This is a genomic window from Christiangramia flava JLT2011, assembly GCF_001951155.1.
In the GTDB taxonomy this organism is placed as follows: domain Bacteria; phylum Bacteroidota; class Bacteroidia; order Flavobacteriales; family Flavobacteriaceae; genus Christiangramia; species Christiangramia flava.
Genome location: NZ_CP016359.1, coordinates 2,719,916 through 2,736,926, shown reverse-complemented (window position 1 = coordinate 2,736,926; position 17,011 = coordinate 2,719,916). Strand labels below are relative to the sequence as shown.

Here is a 17,011-nt window from a genome sequence, read left to right as displayed (position 1 = left end):
ACTAAATATACATATTTCTTTAGTACCTGCAATCGATAATTGAATCTAATTTGAAACTTAGCGACCAAATCATTTCTTCTGCAAAAGAAACAATTTCCAATGAGGCGCAAGCCATTTCCAACTTAAAAAACTTTATCGACTCCGATTTCGTAAGTACCGTAGAGACTATTTACAATTCTCAGGGTCGCGTTGTTGTAACCGGAATCGGTAAAAGTGCCATAATAGCCAACAAAATTGTTGCCACACTTAACAGCACTGGCACACCGGCTATATTTATGCACGCGGCAGATGCCATTCACGGCGACCTGGGGATCGTTCAGGAAAACGATGTGGTAATCTGTATTTCCAAGAGCGGAAATAGTCCGGAAATCAAGGTTTTGGTACCTCTTATTAAAAATTTCAACAATAAATTGATCGCACTCACGGCAAATAAAGATTCATTTTTAGGAAAAGAGGCCGATCATATTCTTAATTGTTATATTGAGAAAGAAGCTTGCCCGAACAACCTGGCCCCTACCACCAGCACTACTGCGCAAATGGTGGTTGGCGATGCTTTGGCGATCTGCCTGTTGGACCTGAAAGGCTTTACGAGTAAGGATTTTGCCAAATACCATCCAGGGGGGACATTGGGCAAAAAGCTGTACCTGCGTGTAAGCGATATTGCCGGGCAGAATATGATGCCACAGGTTTCCCCGGAAACTGATATCGCTTCGGCTATTGTGGAAATTTCAGAAAAAATGCTGGGAGTGACCGCAGTGATCGAAAATGAACAAATAATTGGGATTATTACTGATGGTGATATCCGGAGAATGCTGAAGAATCATCAGAACATCGGGGAACTGAAGGCGCGGGACATTATGAGCGCCAGTCCCAAGACCATTGATGAGGACGAGCTCGCTGTAGAAGCGCTGGATCTTTTAGAAAAAAATAAAATTTCGCAGCTACTGGCCGTGAAAGAAGGAAAATATAAAGGTGTGGTACATATCCACAACTTAATCAGAGAAGGAATTTTATAATGAAACAACTACCTCCACAGGAAGTCGAAGGCGGCGAAATGTCGTTTTTAGACCATCTGGAAGAATTGAGATGGCATATTATCAGAGCGGTTCTGGCGATCGTGATCGCTGCGACGGTTGCATTTATACTGAAAAGCTTCATTTTTGATGTGCTGCTTTTCGGTCCTAGTCACCCCGATTTCTTTTCCTACCGAATTCTTTGTAAGATGTCTGGTTTCTTCGGCATTGAAGGTGGTTTTTGTGACCAGGAAATGCCTTTCCGAATTCAGAGTAGGACCATGGGCGGGCAATTTTCCGCGCATGTCTGGACTTCAATAACCGCAGGTTTTATCATTGCCTTCCCGTTTGTGATCTACGAATTCTGGAAATTCGTTGCTCCGGCCATGCATACTCATGAAAAGAAATACGCCAGAGGTTTTATCTTCGTCACGTCTTTCCTGTTCTTTTTAGGAGTTTTATTCGGGTATTATATCGTGACGCCTTTATCCATTAATTTTCTTGGAAAATACCAGGTAAGCGACATGGTTTTTAACGATTTTGACCTAAGCAGCTATATCAGCCTGGTAAGGGCTTCCGTTTTAGCCAGTGGTCTCATTTTCGAATTACCAATTCTGATATATTTTCTCACGAAGGTGGGGGTTGTCACGCCCCAATTCTTAAAAACATACAGGAAATATGCTCTAGTGGTCGTATTGGTTGTTTCAGCAATTATTACTCCGCCAGATATCGTAAGCCAGATCATTGTGGCGATTCCGGTATTGATTCTTTACGAGGTAAGTATCATCATTTCCTCGATCATGTATAAAAGAGAACAGAAAAAAGTTAAATAACAATATTGCTATGATAAATAAAGTTGATGAATTCAACTCTTACCGGGCTATGATGAATGATAAAATCATGGCTGAAAACAACAAGGTTTTAAAGAGGATTTTTAACTTAGACACGAATGCCTTTGCGGAAGGTGCTCTGGATAAAAAAACCAAAGAACTTCTGGGCCTTGTGGCCTCACTGGTACTTCGTTGTGATGACTGCGTGAAATATCATCTGGAATCCAGTCACGAACAAGGAGTGGAAAGGGCTCAGATCATGGAAACCTTAAGTATTGGCACTTTAATTGGAGGAACCATCGTAATTCCTCATTTAAGACGCGCATTTGAATATTGGGAAGCTTTAGAAGAAACTGAAGAAAAATAGCAGTATGAAATTACGAGCAGATCAACTGGTCAAAACCTACAAAGGAAGAGATGTAGTGAAAGGTATTTCCCTGGAAGTGAGCCAGGGAGAAATCGTGGGTCTGCTTGGTCCTAATGGTGCGGGTAAAACTACTTCATTCTATATGATCGTAGGGCTTATAAAGCCAAACAGTGGAAATATTATCCTCGACAAGATCAATATCACCAAATATCCGATGTATAAAAGAGCTCAAAATGGAATTGGCTATCTGGCTCAGGAAGCTTCGGTTTTTAGAAAATTGAGCATTGAGGATAATATTATGAGCGTCCTGGAGCTCACGACACTCTCCAAAAAAGAACGCGAAATGAAAATGGAATCGCTCATCGAAGAATTCGGATTAAATCATATTCGCAAAAACCGCGGAGACCTGCTAAGTGGTGGGGAGCGACGAAGAACCGAAATCGCCCGCGCTTTGGCGACCGATCCAAATTTCATCCTTCTGGACGAACCGTTCGCCGGTGTAGACCCTGTTGCGGTGGAAGATATTCAGCGTATTGTGGCCCAGTTGAAAAACAAAAATATTGGAATACTGATCACAGACCACAACGTACAGGAAACCCTTGCTATTACCGATAGAACGTATTTAATGTTTGAGGGTAGCATTCTAAAGCATGGTATTCCGGAAGAACTCGCAGAAGACGAAATGGTTCGGAAAGTATATCTGGGCCAGAACTTTGAATTAAGAAAGAAGAAATTGTTTACCTGATTCTATGAATTTCATCTACTCTACCACCGTTCTGGATGCATCAAAAGTAGATGACTTTAAAAATCTTTCTTACCACCAACTGACTTCTGGATTTCTTTTAATTAATGATCCTTCCAGAATCTTTGAAGATCGAGAAACTTTTTCAGTTATTGATGGATACCTTCATGACGAAGATGTAAAAGATTCTTATGAAAGCTCCCTAAAGGCTTCTCAATCTGCCTACCATTTTTGGCCTTTACCCGAAAACATAACGGGAAGTTTTTCAGGATTTACCATTCACCATGAGCAATCCGAAATTGCGATTTTCACCGATCTTACCAACGTTTATCCATTATACTATTTTCAGAAAGAGGAAAATTTTGCAATCTCGAACAACCTTATCCTTTTAGGTCGATTGTTCCAAATTGAAAACGACCCTGCGGGTATCATGCAAAGGGCAATCGGTCCAAATTTCGAAAATATTGGCTCCAGAACCATTCTAAAAAATTGCAAGGCTATTTTACCCGGAGAAAAAATAGTATTCCAAAACCCCTCGGGAATTATCACCAACAAAGAATATGATGATACGCTCTACCAAGAGATAGGATCTGTTAGCAGATCTGAGAAGGATATCAATCGATACTGGAACCAGTATAAAAAAGAAGTCTCACTGTGTACTCAGATTTCAGAAAATGTCAACATCGCTCTCAGTGGCGGAATGGATAGCCGCATTGCCCTAGGAGCAATTCAGAACAAAAAGATTCATGCCTACACTTTTGGTAATCCTAAAAATTATGAATCAAAAGTGGCAGGAAAACTTGCTAAAATTAAAGGCGCCAGGTATTCCTGTTTTCAGGATTTGGAACTTTTCTTTCCGCAAAAAAGAGTTCTACAAAACTTCGTAAAAGAAACTGAATCAGTCAAGCTTAACTCCTGGTTAGAAATCCTCACTAATGTCACCCAGGCTTCAAAGGAACCTCTATTATTAGGGGAACTGTGTGAAGGTCTGCCAGCAAGAAATATTAAAATTTTTAATTCCGAAGCTTTCAGAAAAAAGAGCTTCTTTTCACACTATATTCGAAAAGAAAACTTTCCATTGACACCGGCCACAGATGAAAATTTTCAACAGTGGAAAAAGATCAAACAGCAGAAATTACTGGGCTGGTTCGATGATAATTGGTTTAAAAAATTACGCTATTCAGAATATAAACAAGAGATTTTCGAAGCGACTAAAAAAGATATTGAGGAAATTTTTACACGTATAGAAAATCATCACTTACCCTATCTAGAATTGTTCGACGAGCTATTTTCTTGGTACACCTTCACCCGGAAAGAGCTTTCTAAGCAAGTGTTGATCTGCAATGAGCATTTCTACGCCTTCAGTCCCGGAATGTCGACCAAATTACTCAGGCTTACCAGTTACATTCATCCTAACGACCGGCTTTATTACCGTTTCGCAAACCAACTATTCAAAAATACTCCTGAACTAAAAAAGCTCGGGCAGGTTCCTACAAGTCAGTTTCCGGGAATTCCGCTTTCCACCCCAGATTTTTTGAAAATTCCATGGTGGGGAATTCGATCTAAAATAGATGATCTATTGACCAAAAAACTGATGAGTTCCAAGAGTAAAACCGGAAGAGCGAAATTTTTCAAGGGTATGAACTGGGCAGACATATACTTTCAGCCAGAAGTTTCTGATAATATGCAGGATTATTATTCGAAAAATGCGCTAACCGATGAATACGCAGAGACATTCCAGAACCTGGTTGAGAAAAGGAAAGATATGAAAGCCTGGCCTTTCGCAAATATGGACATTATGAGCGGCGTTCAGCTAAATCTTCAATTAAATTTAATATCCGAGAAATTAGACCCTACTCCTATTTTGAAAAACAGAAAGTAAAACGTACAGCAGGATGATCGCGGGGATTGCCAAAAACTTTAAGAGTATGATAAGCACCAGGCAGGCAATCAAAAAGAAATAACGCATCTTGTTCTTCGCAAATGCCCAGTCAGAAAATTTCAGGGCGAACAATGGTAATTCCGCATTCAACAAATAGCAGCTTAAGACTGTAAGCCCCATTAACACCCAGATATTCAAAACCAGGGCAGAAATCCATGGTGACGGCTGAAAGGTCAGGATCAACGGTAAGCTCAGGATTAAGAGGGTATTTGCCGGAGTTGGCAACCCGATGAATGAATCGGTTTGACGATCGTCTACATTGAATTTGGCCAGGCGCAAAGCTGAAGCAAGGGTAATGAACAGGCCAATTAATGCCACAGGCTCAAAAGGAAATTCCATACCGCTAAAGGTCCAGTCCCTGCCGGTTTCTCCACTGTTCAGTAAAGCCCTGCTCATCAACTGATACATCACAATTCCCGGCACAACACCACTAGTCACCACATCGGCCAGCGAATCTAATTGAAGGCCAACATCACTTTTAACATTTAAGCTCCTGGCTGCCAATCCGTCAAAAAAATCAAAGAATATCCCAGCGGCAACAAAAACCGCTGCCATCACCAGGTTTCCCTTTACAGCGAACAAGATGGCAATACAGCCGCTTAACAAATTCAGTAGCGTTATAAAGTTCGGAATGTGCTTTTTCAATTCTGAAGATTTTTCAATTTGAACACTAATCTAAGCTTTTGCCTGCAATTTCCTCTAAAATTATTGTTAGAGTAGCTGCCTTATTGCTGTCGAATCCTTCAAACTTCCCTATTTTTGAGTAGAATTGCATTCCATGAGAAATTTTTTATACGCTGTATCGAGCGGCCTCTTACTAGCAGTTTCGTGGCCAACTTACGGTTTTCCACTACTTATTTTTTTCGCTTTCATCCCATTGCTCTTAGCAGAATTCAGGATTAGGAATTTTTCAAAAAAGCATGGAAAACTCAAGGTTTTCGGGGTTGCTTACTCCAGTTTTTTTATCTGGAATCTCGTTACCACATATTGGATCTATTTTTCCACACCTTTCGGCGGGGCTTTCGCCATCCTGGTCAATTCACTCCTGATGAGCTTTGCTTTCCTCATGTATCATATCGTGGCAAAACGCACGGGTTTTGGGGCTGCAGCAACCTTTCTTACCTGTATCTGGATGGTTTTTGAGCAAATTCACCTAAACTGGGATTTTTCCTGGCCCTGGCTCAACCTCGGAAATGTTTTTTCAGAATATATCAGCTGGGTGCAGTGGTACGATATAACTGGTACTTTTGGCGGCACCCTGTGGATCTGGTTGGTAAATTTAACTATTTTCCGAAGCATCCTGCTTTATCATGAATTTCAGGAAAAGCCAATTATTTTCAGAGGGATTCTGAAACTAGTGCTCTTAATTCTTGTCCCTATCGGAATTTCCTTACTGAAATATTACAAGTATGAGGAGCCAAAAGAAAAAATCAATGTGCTGATCCTGCAACCAAACATCAATCCGTACACCGAAAAATACAATACAACCGATTCCAGAATTGGCCAATTATTGCTGAAACTCACGAAAGACCATATCACCGATTCCACCGACCTGGTCCTCGCTCCGGAAACGGTTTTTGCAGATGGTACGCGACTTACCAATTTCAACAGGTCTGAAGCGGTATACTTTGGAAGCCAGATCAGCAAACTTGCGTCCAAACCTTCATTTTTAGGTGGAATTTCTTTGTACGATCGATTCGCAGACCCTTCAAAGGTTCAGAAGCAATCCAACCAGATTGGTCCAATGGACTGGTATGATGATTATAATTCCGCGTTTTTTGTTCAAAATAACCAGGATTCGATTCCAATTTACAACAAATCGAAACTGGTGGTAGGAGTTGAAAATTTCCCTTATCAGGATATTTTAAAACCTCTGCTGGGAGATATTATGATCGACCTTGGCGGAACTGTGGCTATGAAAACCACTCAGCCAGATCGTGAGGTTTTTTACCTCAAAGATAGCCTCGCTACTGCACCAATCATTTGCTATGAGTCGGTTTACGGCGAATACGTGACAAATTATGTGAAAAATGGAGCTGATTTTTTAAGCATTATCACCAATGATGCCTGGTGGGGCGATACCCAGGGCCACAGGCAGCATTTGAGCTACGCCCGGCTTCGTGCTGTTGAAAGTCATAAATATGTTGCCCGAAGCGCTAATACGGGGATTTCGGCAATCATAAACGGTCGTGGAGATGTCATTTCCGAATTGGGTTATGAAAAAACTGGAGTGGTTACAGGGCAAATTGGAATCAATCCGGAATTGACCTTTTACGATAGGTACGGGAATTACCTATCTCGAATTGCCAGCTTTCTGGCCATTTTCATTTTTCTGTTCGCGATCATAAAATATCACCGGAATCGCCCGGGAATTTAATCTACTGGCCTCGGAAAAATATGACGGTACTAAGCGTTTTCAAGATGATGTTGAGATCGAGAAATACGCCACGATGTTTGATATAATACAAATCATACTGAAGTTTTTCGAGGCTGTCATCAAAGCTATCGCCATAATTGGCCATTACCTGAGCCCAACCTGTTAGCCCGGGTTTTACCACGTGCCGCGTATCATAAAAAGGAATCATTTCTGACAATTCTTTGACAAAAACTGGTCTTTCTGGCCGTGGACCTATGAGACTCATATCGCCCATCAAAACATTGTAAAACTGGGGAATTTCATCTATTCGAGACCGTCGAAGAAATCTTCCGAAGCGGGTGACCCGAAAATCATCTTTTTGAGCAAATTGAGGACCTTCAGATTCTGCATCTTTGATCATTGTACGCAGTTTCACAATTTTAAATACTTCCCCGTATTTCCCTACGCGCTCCTGAAAATAAAATAGTTTTCCCCGATTTGCCACCAGATTCCCAATAACGACAATCGGGATGAAAAAGACCCCGAAAATAATTCCGAAGATAGAAACGATAATATCGATAATACGGAAAATAAAGATGTAGAACTTATTCTGGTTGCTTCGGCTAAACGGAAAATACTTATAGAAATCCTTATCCACGTTCTGAACCGGGATACGATGTGTGATTTCTTCATAAACCTGCGTATAATCACGTATCGGGAAACCGGCTTTCAGCAGGTCGCTTAATTTATTATAAAGGCTGAGCATAAGGCCCTTTTGGTAGGCACTCGCCACTACGATCTCATTGATATGATGCTTTTTAATGGCTTCATCAAACTCCTCAATTTCAAACCGAATCAGGTCCTCTTTATCCAGCTTCGTCTTAATACTGTAATCGGTATTGATATAACCCACCACCACGTAATTGGGATCAGACTTCTGAAGAGCCTGCGCTATCAATTTAATATCAAAAGAATCTCCCACGACCAGCACTCTTTTGTAAAACCGCGGAGATGAAATGAGACTGACGTACAAAGACCTCCATAACAGCAATGCTCCTAAAATGGATAGATAGAAAAAGATGATTTGGAGTCGGTTTTCTGGTAAGCTGGGCGTAAAAAATGGCGTGAGAATATAAAATAGCACGACCAGGCTGGTCGTTAAAATGATATTTTTCACGACGGTATCAAACCGATCAGCCTTCTGAAGATCGTAAAGTTCAAATACATTGGCGAAAAAATTCAGGTAAACCACCAACACGAAGGTCCACACCCAGTTATCACCATTTATGCGGAAGTAATCAAACTGAAATATCACCCCCACCACGGCTAGCGTCAATAACACAGCGACAGCATCAAACAACCGAAGCAGGAGTTTTCGCTCGGATACCTCAAAGTGGAAAAGGGGTTTCTGCGACATGGCTGGCTGATTTCGAAAGGCTCGGGGATAAATATAGAATAATTACCCAAGTAATTCCAACCAAAACCCTTTCACTTTTTGCCAAGAATAGTGCTCGGCGGTATGCCGACCATTTTGCACTAAGGTGCTATACTGGTTTTCATCCTGAAAAATTTTTATCACCTGCCCGGCCATTTTTTCAGCATCTCCGGAAATGACCAGTAAACCATTCTCTCCATTTTCGATAAGATACGGCAACCCGCCAACATTGGTAGAAATCACCGGTAAACCTAAGGCCATCGCTTCCAGAACACTAACCGGCATGTTATCTATCCTGCTGGTGTTCAAAAAAACATTGCATTCGCGCGTTAACTGTAGCCAGCTTTCACGGGACAATTTTCCCGGTAGTTCTATAGAGAGATTTTCTTTTTGGACAATTGCCTGAATTCGCCGTAAACTTCCGTCTTTATCTGGGCCAAGCATTTTCATGGTCACATCTGGAAATTTTTTCTGAACAATTTTAAAAACCTCAAGGGCCATTACAGGATTATAGGTTTCATCAAAGGCACGAAGCCATAGAATATGCGGAATTTCAGAAAAGCGTGAAGAAAAATGATAATTTTCAAGTTCCAGGGAATTAGGGATCATTTTCAGATTTTGAAAATTGAAATCTTGAAAATTTTTAAAGAGGTATTCCGAAGGCGCAACGAGACGATGAGCTTTTCGGAAAATCTTTAATACAGCCGGAGAAGATTGGGAAAATCGAGTTGGAAGATTGCCCCCATGCAACAGAAAAATTACAGGAATTCGCAAAAAATAGGCTATTTTTCCGCAGGTCACCGCATACCAAAAATTGGAAGTACTGTACGTATCGATAATGATAAAATCCACCCAATTCTTTAATCGGAAAATGGCAAAAATCATTTCGAGAAGGCGTAAAAATTTGTTCGGATTACTGGAAACCACTTTTATACTGAATCCTTCTTTTCGGAGTTTGCCGGGAAGAACGTCAGCACTGGTAGGAGTTTTTCCTGATTTTTCCAGCCGGTTACCTATGTACAAAATGTTTTTCACAAGGCAAGAAGCCTGTTCCACTGTTCGCGAACCTGTTTCCAATCAAATGCATCTACTTTTTCCCGCGCTGCCCGGGCAAGCCTGGCGGCTTCTTTTTGATCCTGTAGTAATTTTACTATTTCCCTTGCCATAGTTTCCGGATCCTCTTCCGGGACAAGAATCCCGTCCTTACCATTTTCAATAAGTTGAGGCATTCCGCCAACATTGGTGCTAATAACAGGCAATCCCAGGCTCATGGCTTCGATCACACTTATAGGTGTATTGTCGATGGAGGTGGTATTGATAAAAAAATCATAGTTCCTGCTCAGTTTTGCCCACTGTTTTTTCTTCAGTTTTCCTGTAAATTTAACATCGAGATGATGCTTTTTTGCCAGTTTCTTACAAGCCACCATACTGCCGTCTTTTTCCGGCCCCACCATGCACATACTGGCCTGCGGAAAATCTTTCTGAATGATTTGCAAAACCTGCAAAGCCATCATAGGGTTATAACGTTTTTGAAAACGCCTTACCCATAACAAGCGTGGGCTGAATTGCGTACGTTCCTCAAACGGATAATTTTCAGAATTGATCGAATTCGGAATAATTTGCGTATTCTGAAACCCATATTGCTGAAAAATATCGAATAAATAATGAGAAGGAGCGACATTCATTTTCGCATTTCCGAAAAGGCTTCTGCTCAATTTTCGTGAATTTTCCAGTCTTTCCGGTAAGTTACCGCCATGAAGAATGGGGATATACTCCAGTTTCAGAAGGGAACAAGCTTGACCAACGAGATAGGCATAGTAAAAATTCATGGCGCCATAAGTATCGATCAAAACGATATCGGTGCTTTTCTTATATCGAGCGATCAATGCCAGCATTTCAGCCAATCTTAAAGCTTTATTGTTCCTGGTGGAAGCTGTACGAACCGTATAGCCTTCCTTACGCAGCATTTTACTGAAAAATGAAATATAAGTAGCGGTAAAACTATTGACTTGCAAGTCGTTTCCTATGTACAGGATTCTTTTTTTCATCTACGATATATAATAATGCAAGTCCATATACGAAAGCTGGTTGGGCAATTCTCATCGCCGAATGGTTAATCGTCAAAAACCAGAACGCTACAAAAGCGAGAAAATAGTAATTATTTTGAAACTTGAACCAAAAAACTATCGGTACAAATATAAGGATACATAATGCAACTATCCCAAGAATTCCATGTTCAGAAAGCAAACGACTGATTTCATTATGGGTATTAATTCCTATTCCTAAATGTTCTTTTCTATACTCCCTCCCTTTTCCTACCCCAATACCGGTAATAGGATGATGATAAAATGCCGTAAGTTCAGTTTCTATAATTTCAACTCTTCCGGTGGTAATATCTTCTTTTAACTCTCCTGCAGCATTTCTGTTAGTATAACGATTAAAAATTAAACCTGAAGTCTTCATGGATGAAAAGAACCATACCACAAGAAATAGTGCTCCCATAGCAAATATTCGAATATTGGTACCTTCAATTCGTTTGGCATCTTGCTTGTAATAAAAAAAGATTAAAAAACATACTACACAAACAATCGCGGTAAGCACTCCTCCTCTTGAAAATGTAATTAAGGCTCGATACCCCATCATAATCAGAAGTAGCATATCTATAGTATTAATAAGTCGATCCCTAATGGAAAACAAGCGTGTACATAATAAAAATACTCCCAACCCTAAGACACTGGATATTTGATTGGGTCCAAATCCTCCAGTAGCAGCGTAGTTCCCTGAAAGACTAATCCGAACATCATCCATGCTTGGAGTGTAAAAATACAGGTACATCATTTGTGCGACTAAAGGCATTAACATCATTAACAATACTCGTTGGAAATCTTCCCTTTTGATCTTCTTATAATAACAATAAAGAGCTGAAACTCCTAGACATACAGGACCACTAATATTAAAAGCCACAAGTTTTCTGAAGTCTCCATCGTAACTAATGGTCATAGATGCCACCACTACCCCGGGAAATAACATTAAGAGATAAAGCCAGTAAGGAACCGTTTTGGAAGAAGCTCCCTTAAAGAACATCCCAATAAGCAAAAAAAGAATGACTGCATATTTTCCCGTTTCATAGAAAACTACAGCACTGGTCTGTCTAAAAAAGACCTCTCCTCCGGCTATGTAGGCAGCAGCCATGAGTGCTTCGTTCCCTTTATTTTTTCGGTCGATGATCACAAACAGGAAAGAAGCCATGATTCCCATCAATATAATCTTAGCTAGACTTGGGAAGAGATAGATCACAAATCCATACCCGATATGCAGTAACAGCATACGGATATAGAACTGGTTATTGATGTAATTGAAATCTTTCAAAACTTCGGGATAAAATTTAGATATTCATCTAAAACACTCGCTTCCGAATATAATTCTTTTATTCGTTTCTTTAAGAGCTGGGCATCATTCTTCCTGGCTTCAGAATTCTGCAGATAGACACTTATAGCTTTTGATAATGCAATGCTATTATTAGCTGGCACTAATTTAGCAAGATCATTCATCATATTTTTCACCTCACCCACCTCTGTACTCACCACGGCAATACCGGCAAGTCCATATTCTATTAATGCTACCGGAAGACCTTCCGATCGGGAAGAAAGAACTCCGATGTCTGCAGATTTTAAATAGGGAATTACTGAAGCTACCTCTCCATAGTAATACACCTGCTCTCGTTTTTCAAATTCCCTTTTAAGCATTTCTGAATAGGCATCCCGGTAATCGCATCCAAATAAATGCAGGGAGACCGAAAATCTTTCATTGAGCTGGTCAAATGCTTTTAGAAGATTCAAATGATCTTTTTGCAATCTTAAATTAGCAACCGTGATTAACTTATATTCCTCATTCCCCCTTAAATTCTTTGCACCTGTCTCTTCTTCCAGAACAAAATTTGGAAGAAAGACAAGTTCTTTTTTAAACTGAAGTCTGTTTTTGCTCCATTCTTTCAAAGCTTGGTTAACACAGATGATCCCGTCAAAACATCCTGAAAGTGCCTTAAGTGCTCTAACAGGACGCTCCTTCAGGAATTCACTATTTCCATAGTGATCATGCCAGATCAGCTTAAAATCGCTTCCGCTTATTTTACATAGCACGGCAAAGAACCACGAAGTTCCATGGGCATGAACAATATCTATTTTATTTTTTTTAAGAATATTCTTAAATCGCCAGAGAGCTTTTAGATCGAAAGTGTTTTTCTTCTCAAGAAAATAAAAACCAGGATCATTACTTATCCCCTCAGCTAACAAACCTTTCTCTCTCGTCACTACTAAAAGAGAATTCTCGGTATGCTTTTTAAGAACCTTAAAATAATTTATGGCCATTCTTTCCGCTCCTCCGGGATTTAAAGTATCTATAAGCTGAAGTATATTCATAGTAGCTTATGAATTTCATTTCTGAATTTCTCCAAGGTATATTTCTGGCTCCATTCCTGTGCTTTTTTCGACATCAGTTTCATTTCCTTCCCGTCTTTGAGTAACTCACTTATTTTATTACTCGTGTTGAGAACAATATCCTCTTTATAAAAAGATCTGTAGGAAGTAGAAGGAATAAGGATCCCGCGTAAACCTCTCCCGAGCATCCAAGGCACACAGGAAATTTCGGTTCCAATCGGAATACATCCAAAGAACATACCTTCGGCAAGTGCTTTAGGCCAGCCTTCACTCTTTGATGGCAAAATACAGAAATGTGCCTCTTTATAAGCTTCTATTAAAGTCTCTTGGGACTGGTTCCCATGTAATTTAATGACCTCCTCCAGATCATTATTTTCAATATAACCTGTAATCTTAATCCTTTCTGGTCCGTCTCCATACATACCCAGGCTCACTTCAAATCCGCTTTTATAAAGATTATGAATTATTTCAGCTGCCAAAAGTGGACGTTTCCCTTCTACTAAACTGCCACAAAAAAGAAATCTGAAGGGTGGTTTGAAATGTTTTTCCTCCAGTATTTTTTCCGATTCAGAAAAACTGGCCGTAAAAAATGGAATGATATTCTTACTTTGATTTCCCCAATTTCCATAGACCAGAACTTTTGCATTTCTAGTGAGAAAAGTATTCGAAAGCCACCATTTTTGAAAACGATAACTTAAAGGCTGTTCGCTTTCTGGATCCCAGTTGCCGGCATATTTTATGGTCTTTGGCTTCTTTGGAAATAAAGAAGAAACGAGCAAAGCAAGCATCCCCACATTCCCGGGGCAGCGCAAATGAATATGATCTGTATTCTTCATTCCCCTAAAACAACTCTGCAGCACAAAAAAACTTTTTCTAAGATTCTGAAAAAATGGATTTTCTTTATAATGTAAATTGGGAATATTTTTGAACTGAATATCTGAATGATGATAGGCAGTATCAATCTTTTCTGGCTTTTTTTCAGTAAAAGGGGCTATGATGTGTATTTCATCAAACTCTGAGATCCAATAGTTCATTTCCCTCACGTAAGGCCCATAAGAATAGATGAGTCCTTCGTAAAAATAATGTTCGGCATGAGTGAATACCGAAAATCTCATTTTTCTGATCTTTTTTCCATGAATAAACTTACCTGCATACACTCTAAAAAACGCTTTCTTGACCGTTGTGATTTTTCCCAGTCTTCCTCATGCCATTTTTTTCCTATTCTGATTCTTTTTTCTTCAGACATAGGTAAGAAATTCATCCAAAAGAACCACTTCGATTGTCCAAGAGTTCCTCGTCTATCCAGGATATTAAAAGCTTTTTCGAATTTTCTAATAGTTTTTTCTGTAAACGGCCATTCCCAGTCTTTGTCACTCTGAAAGGGTCGGTAAAGGCTTCTTAAAAGCCATACCGGTTTACTTGTTGTAGTTGGATCATAACTGACAATCTTCCCATTTTTAGCAAGTTTGCTATCTAAGACTGAAATCAATTCATCCACATCTTTAAAATGATGCAGCACGGCATAGGCATAGATCAGGTCAAAATCTTTTTCTTTAAATTCTTCAGAAAGAAAATCCACCGCATAGGCATTGGCTGTAGTAATATTTTTAAGTCGGGAGTTCAAATGATCAATAGCGGGTTCACTAAGATCGATTCCTATATATTCTGAAGAATTCTGGGCAAGATACATGCTCAATGAATTTCCTTGAAAACAGCCTAGGTCAAGTACTTTTTTATCTTTTACATCTCCAATCCACTCATAATGTTGCTGCACTACGACCTTCTCAATCCCTACCGACTTACGGAATTTTGTAAGAATGCCGTTTCGTAGTGAGTACCAGATTTTAGTTGCAAAATTCTTTTCAAAAGTTTGATAGAATTCTTTCTGTCGTTTATTGATATTTTCTTGATCTAAATTCACTAAAAAATAAATTTTTTAAAAAAAGGATTGAATGCATTCATCCATAATAACCGGGAAAACTTTCGAAACAAGAACTCTTTGGTATTCGGAATTGCTATCCAATTTACATGAGTTTGTTTTTTAAAATTTTCGATATTTAGTTTTTTTAGATTTAGTGCAGAAATTTGTCTGTATACATATTCCTTTTTGTCAAAAAATGCGACAAGTTCTTCCAATCCTTCATCTGCTCTTTCTTTCATTAAAGATGGATTTACCTCTAAAATAATAACCGGCTGAAACTCATTAATTATTTCTGAAGCTCCTTTTAATACTTTTAGTTCAAAACCTTCAACATCGATAACCATCCCCGCGCAGCTTCCTAATCTATCTTTGAAAAAATCATCAAGCTTTATGAGTTTCAAGTTCATATCTCCTGAATGTTTTGAAAAGTAACCCGTACCTGAGTTGGAAGCTTCAGAAACTTTGAACTCTAGATTCTCTTCCTTATCTGAAACACCGAGTTGAAAAATCTTAAGATTTACAAGATTATTTATATCCTTTGTCTCTTTCAATTTTAAAAAATTTTTTGGTTCGGGTTCAAAAGCAAAAACACCCTTTTCAAAAAACTTGGAATAGGAAAGTGTCTCCGTGCCTATATTGGCTCCTATTTCCAGACAGACTCCATCAAATATTTGAGATACGGCTTTCATTAAAACTATATTTCTCCATTCAAAATACCCATGAAAATAGAATTGGGCAGCTATAAAATCATTCGAATTTCCAAAAAGCTTGGTATTGTTTATAGATTTTGAAAGGAAAGTAAAAGACTCCTTTTGTAAATCAGCAGTAGGATAGAGCTTATTTTGAATCCGATGAGACAAAATAGGAGGTAAAAAGTAACATATATTTTTAACCTGAGATTTGTTAAGCATCTGTTAGTTCCATGAAGTTTTCTACAATCTTACATAATTCAAATTTATCTTTGAATGTATCAAAAGTATTTGCAGCCATTTCTTTTCTCTGTCTGGGATTATCCAAAAGTTTTAATAATTTTTCACTTAATTCAATATAATTACCAGGCTGAAATAAATAACCACTAATTCCATCTTCGATAATTTCTGCAACACCTGTAGTATCAGATCCTATAACTGGTGTCGCCACTGAAAAGCTTTCGATAACCACATAACAAAATGCTTCAAAATAAGAAGGAACAACACAAACATATGCTTTTGCCAGTTCCTCTATAAATTTATTTTTTGAAGTAAAACCTTTAAAATTTAAATGATTTAAGACACTTAAATCTTTAGCCATTTTAGTAAACTTTTGAATCTCTTGCGGTCCTCCCCCAAGAACTTCAACCTTCAATTGAGGATACTTTAGAATTACCTTGGGAAGTGCTTTAATTAGTACTTCAAATCCTTTGGCTGGATGCAGTCTCCCTACAAATATTAGTTTTAGAGGGTCTATATCGCCTTTAATAATTTTAGGTTCTATGACGGCATTCGGTAAAATAGATATTTTTTTCTCTTTTAAATTATAATGTTTTGAAATATCCTCTTTTGCTGCTGCTGAGGTTGTCACAATTTTAGTCGCGAGTTTATATATCATACTCTTTCGCCATAAATTGAACTTATTTTCGGTAATATGAGCCGAAGAATGGGTGTGATACCAGCTGATTCTCTTCTTTATACCAAACAAAAAACCCGTAAGTAAAAAAAAGTTAACAGCGGCAAAATTAGAGATCATCATAAAAGGCTTGTACTTATAAACCAGCCTTCCTATAAAAAATAGATCTTTTAGCTTTGTAGGCCTTTTAGAAGGCCATTCCATAGTTTCAATTTGCGGATCAAGTGGTAATGAATGTTTTTCGGTTTGATAAGATATGATTATAACCTTATAATCTTGTGCTAGTCGATTAGATATAGCGGTAAAAAATTCAGCGACTGAAGAATCTTTTAAAGTAAAGGCAATGAATACTGTTTTCATTTTT

16 protein-coding genes are annotated in these 17,011 nt (G+C 38.9%); 6 read left to right on the top strand and 10 right to left on the bottom strand.

The genetic code is table 11. The features are described 5' to 3' along the window. Positions 1-50 precede the first annotated feature (50 nt). From GRFL_RS11920 to GRFL_RS11900, 5 genes are read left to right on the top strand one after another with little or no spacing between them, the layout of a single operon-like run. The gene (locus GRFL_RS11920; RefSeq protein WP_083644837.1) at positions 51-1,016 is read left to right on the top strand and encodes a KpsF/GutQ family sugar-phosphate isomerase; all 966 of its coding nucleotides are present in this window, start codon (positions 51-53) and stop codon (positions 1,014-1,016) included. After that, a complete protein-coding gene (gene tatC, locus GRFL_RS11915; protein ID WP_083644836.1) occupies positions 1,016-1,846 on the top strand; it encodes a twin-arginine translocase subunit TatC in 831 nt (276 codons plus the stop codon). Before GRFL_RS11920 ends, tatC begins: the two co-directional genes overlap by 1 nt. Positions 1,847-1,856: 10 nt before the next feature. Then, positions 1,857-2,210, top strand: coding sequence for a carboxymuconolactone decarboxylase family protein (locus tag GRFL_RS11910; protein WP_083644835.1), 354 nt, complete (start codon positions 1,857-1,859; stop codon positions 2,208-2,210). 4 nt (positions 2,211-2,214) lie between these two features. Then, positions 2,215-2,955: an LPS export ABC transporter ATP-binding protein gene (lptB, locus tag GRFL_RS11905; protein ID WP_083644834.1), complete on the top strand. Its 741-nt coding sequence runs from the start codon at positions 2,215-2,217 to the stop codon at positions 2,953-2,955. Between the two features lie 4 nt (positions 2,956-2,959). Continuing rightward, the gene (locus GRFL_RS11900) at positions 2,960-4,834 is read left to right on the top strand and encodes an asparagine synthetase B family protein (protein WP_083644833.1); all 1,875 of its coding nucleotides are present in this window, start codon (positions 2,960-2,962) and stop codon (positions 4,832-4,834) included. On the opposite strand, the gene GRFL_RS11895 is transcribed toward GRFL_RS11900, so the two are convergent. After that, the gene (locus GRFL_RS11895; RefSeq protein ID WP_083644832.1) at positions 4,799-5,539 is read right to left on the bottom strand and encodes a CDP-alcohol phosphatidyltransferase family protein; all 741 of its coding nucleotides are present in this window, start codon (positions 5,537-5,539) and stop codon (positions 4,799-4,801) included. The two genes, GRFL_RS11900 and GRFL_RS11895, sit on opposite strands and share 36 nt — an antisense overlap. Positions 5,540-5,672: 133 nt before the next feature. On the opposite strand from GRFL_RS11895, the gene lnt reads away from it, so the two are divergent. Next, a complete protein-coding gene (gene lnt / locus GRFL_RS11890; RefSeq protein ID WP_083644831.1) occupies positions 5,673-7,271 on the top strand; it encodes an apolipoprotein N-acyltransferase in 1,599 nt (532 codons plus the stop codon). A 1-nt stretch (position 7,272) separates the two neighbouring features. Here lnt and GRFL_RS11885 read toward each other — a convergent pair whose 3' ends face one another. The 9 genes from GRFL_RS11885 to GRFL_RS11845 are packed head-to-tail and all read right to left on the bottom strand — an operon-like array spanning position 7,273 to position 17,007. Beyond that, the gene (locus GRFL_RS11885) at positions 7,273-8,667 is read right to left on the bottom strand and encodes an exopolysaccharide biosynthesis polyprenyl glycosylphosphotransferase (protein ID WP_083644830.1); all 1,395 of its coding nucleotides are present in this window, start codon (positions 8,665-8,667) and stop codon (positions 7,273-7,275) included. A gap of 42 nt (positions 8,668-8,709) precedes the next feature. Beyond that, on the bottom strand, positions 8,710-9,720 hold the full coding sequence (locus tag GRFL_RS11880) for a glycosyltransferase family 4 protein (RefSeq protein ID WP_158091632.1): 1,011 nt from the start codon (positions 9,718-9,720) through the stop codon (positions 8,710-8,712). After that, entirely contained in the window at positions 9,717-10,733 is a 1,017-nt protein-coding gene (locus GRFL_RS11875) for a glycosyltransferase family 4 protein (protein WP_083644828.1), read from the bottom strand. Before GRFL_RS11875 ends, GRFL_RS11880 begins: the two co-directional genes overlap by 4 nt. Next, the gene (locus tag GRFL_RS11870) at positions 10,687-12,054 is read right to left on the bottom strand and encodes an O-antigen ligase family protein (protein WP_083644827.1); all 1,368 of its coding nucleotides are present in this window, start codon (positions 12,052-12,054) and stop codon (positions 10,687-10,689) included. The genes GRFL_RS11875 and GRFL_RS11870 overlap by 47 nt, the downstream gene beginning before the upstream one ends. Then, entirely contained in the window at positions 12,051-13,103 is a 1,053-nt protein-coding gene (locus GRFL_RS11865; RefSeq protein WP_083644826.1) for a glycosyltransferase, read from the bottom strand. The genes GRFL_RS11870 and GRFL_RS11865 overlap by 4 nt, the downstream gene beginning before the upstream one ends. Next, entirely contained in the window at positions 13,100-14,236 is a 1,137-nt protein-coding gene (locus GRFL_RS11860; protein WP_083646112.1) for a glycosyltransferase family 4 protein, read from the bottom strand. The genes GRFL_RS11865 and GRFL_RS11860 overlap by 4 nt, the downstream gene beginning before the upstream one ends. After that, positions 14,233-15,042: a class I SAM-dependent methyltransferase gene (locus GRFL_RS11855; RefSeq protein ID WP_083644825.1), complete on the bottom strand. Its 810-nt coding sequence runs from the start codon at positions 15,040-15,042 to the stop codon at positions 14,233-14,235. Before GRFL_RS11855 ends, GRFL_RS11860 begins: the two co-directional genes overlap by 4 nt. After that, positions 15,042-15,953, bottom strand: coding sequence for an FkbM family methyltransferase (locus GRFL_RS11850; protein ID WP_083644824.1), 912 nt, complete (start codon positions 15,951-15,953; stop codon positions 15,042-15,044). Before GRFL_RS11850 ends, GRFL_RS11855 begins: the two co-directional genes overlap by 1 nt. Next, positions 15,946-17,007 carry a glycosyltransferase family 4 protein gene (locus tag GRFL_RS11845; RefSeq protein ID WP_083644823.1) on the bottom strand — a complete coding sequence of 354 codons (1,062 nt, stop codon included), beginning with the start codon at positions 17,005-17,007 and terminating at the stop codon, positions 15,946-15,948. The genes GRFL_RS11850 and GRFL_RS11845 overlap by 8 nt, the downstream gene beginning before the upstream one ends. Between the last annotated feature and the right edge of the window lie 4 nt (positions 17,008-17,011).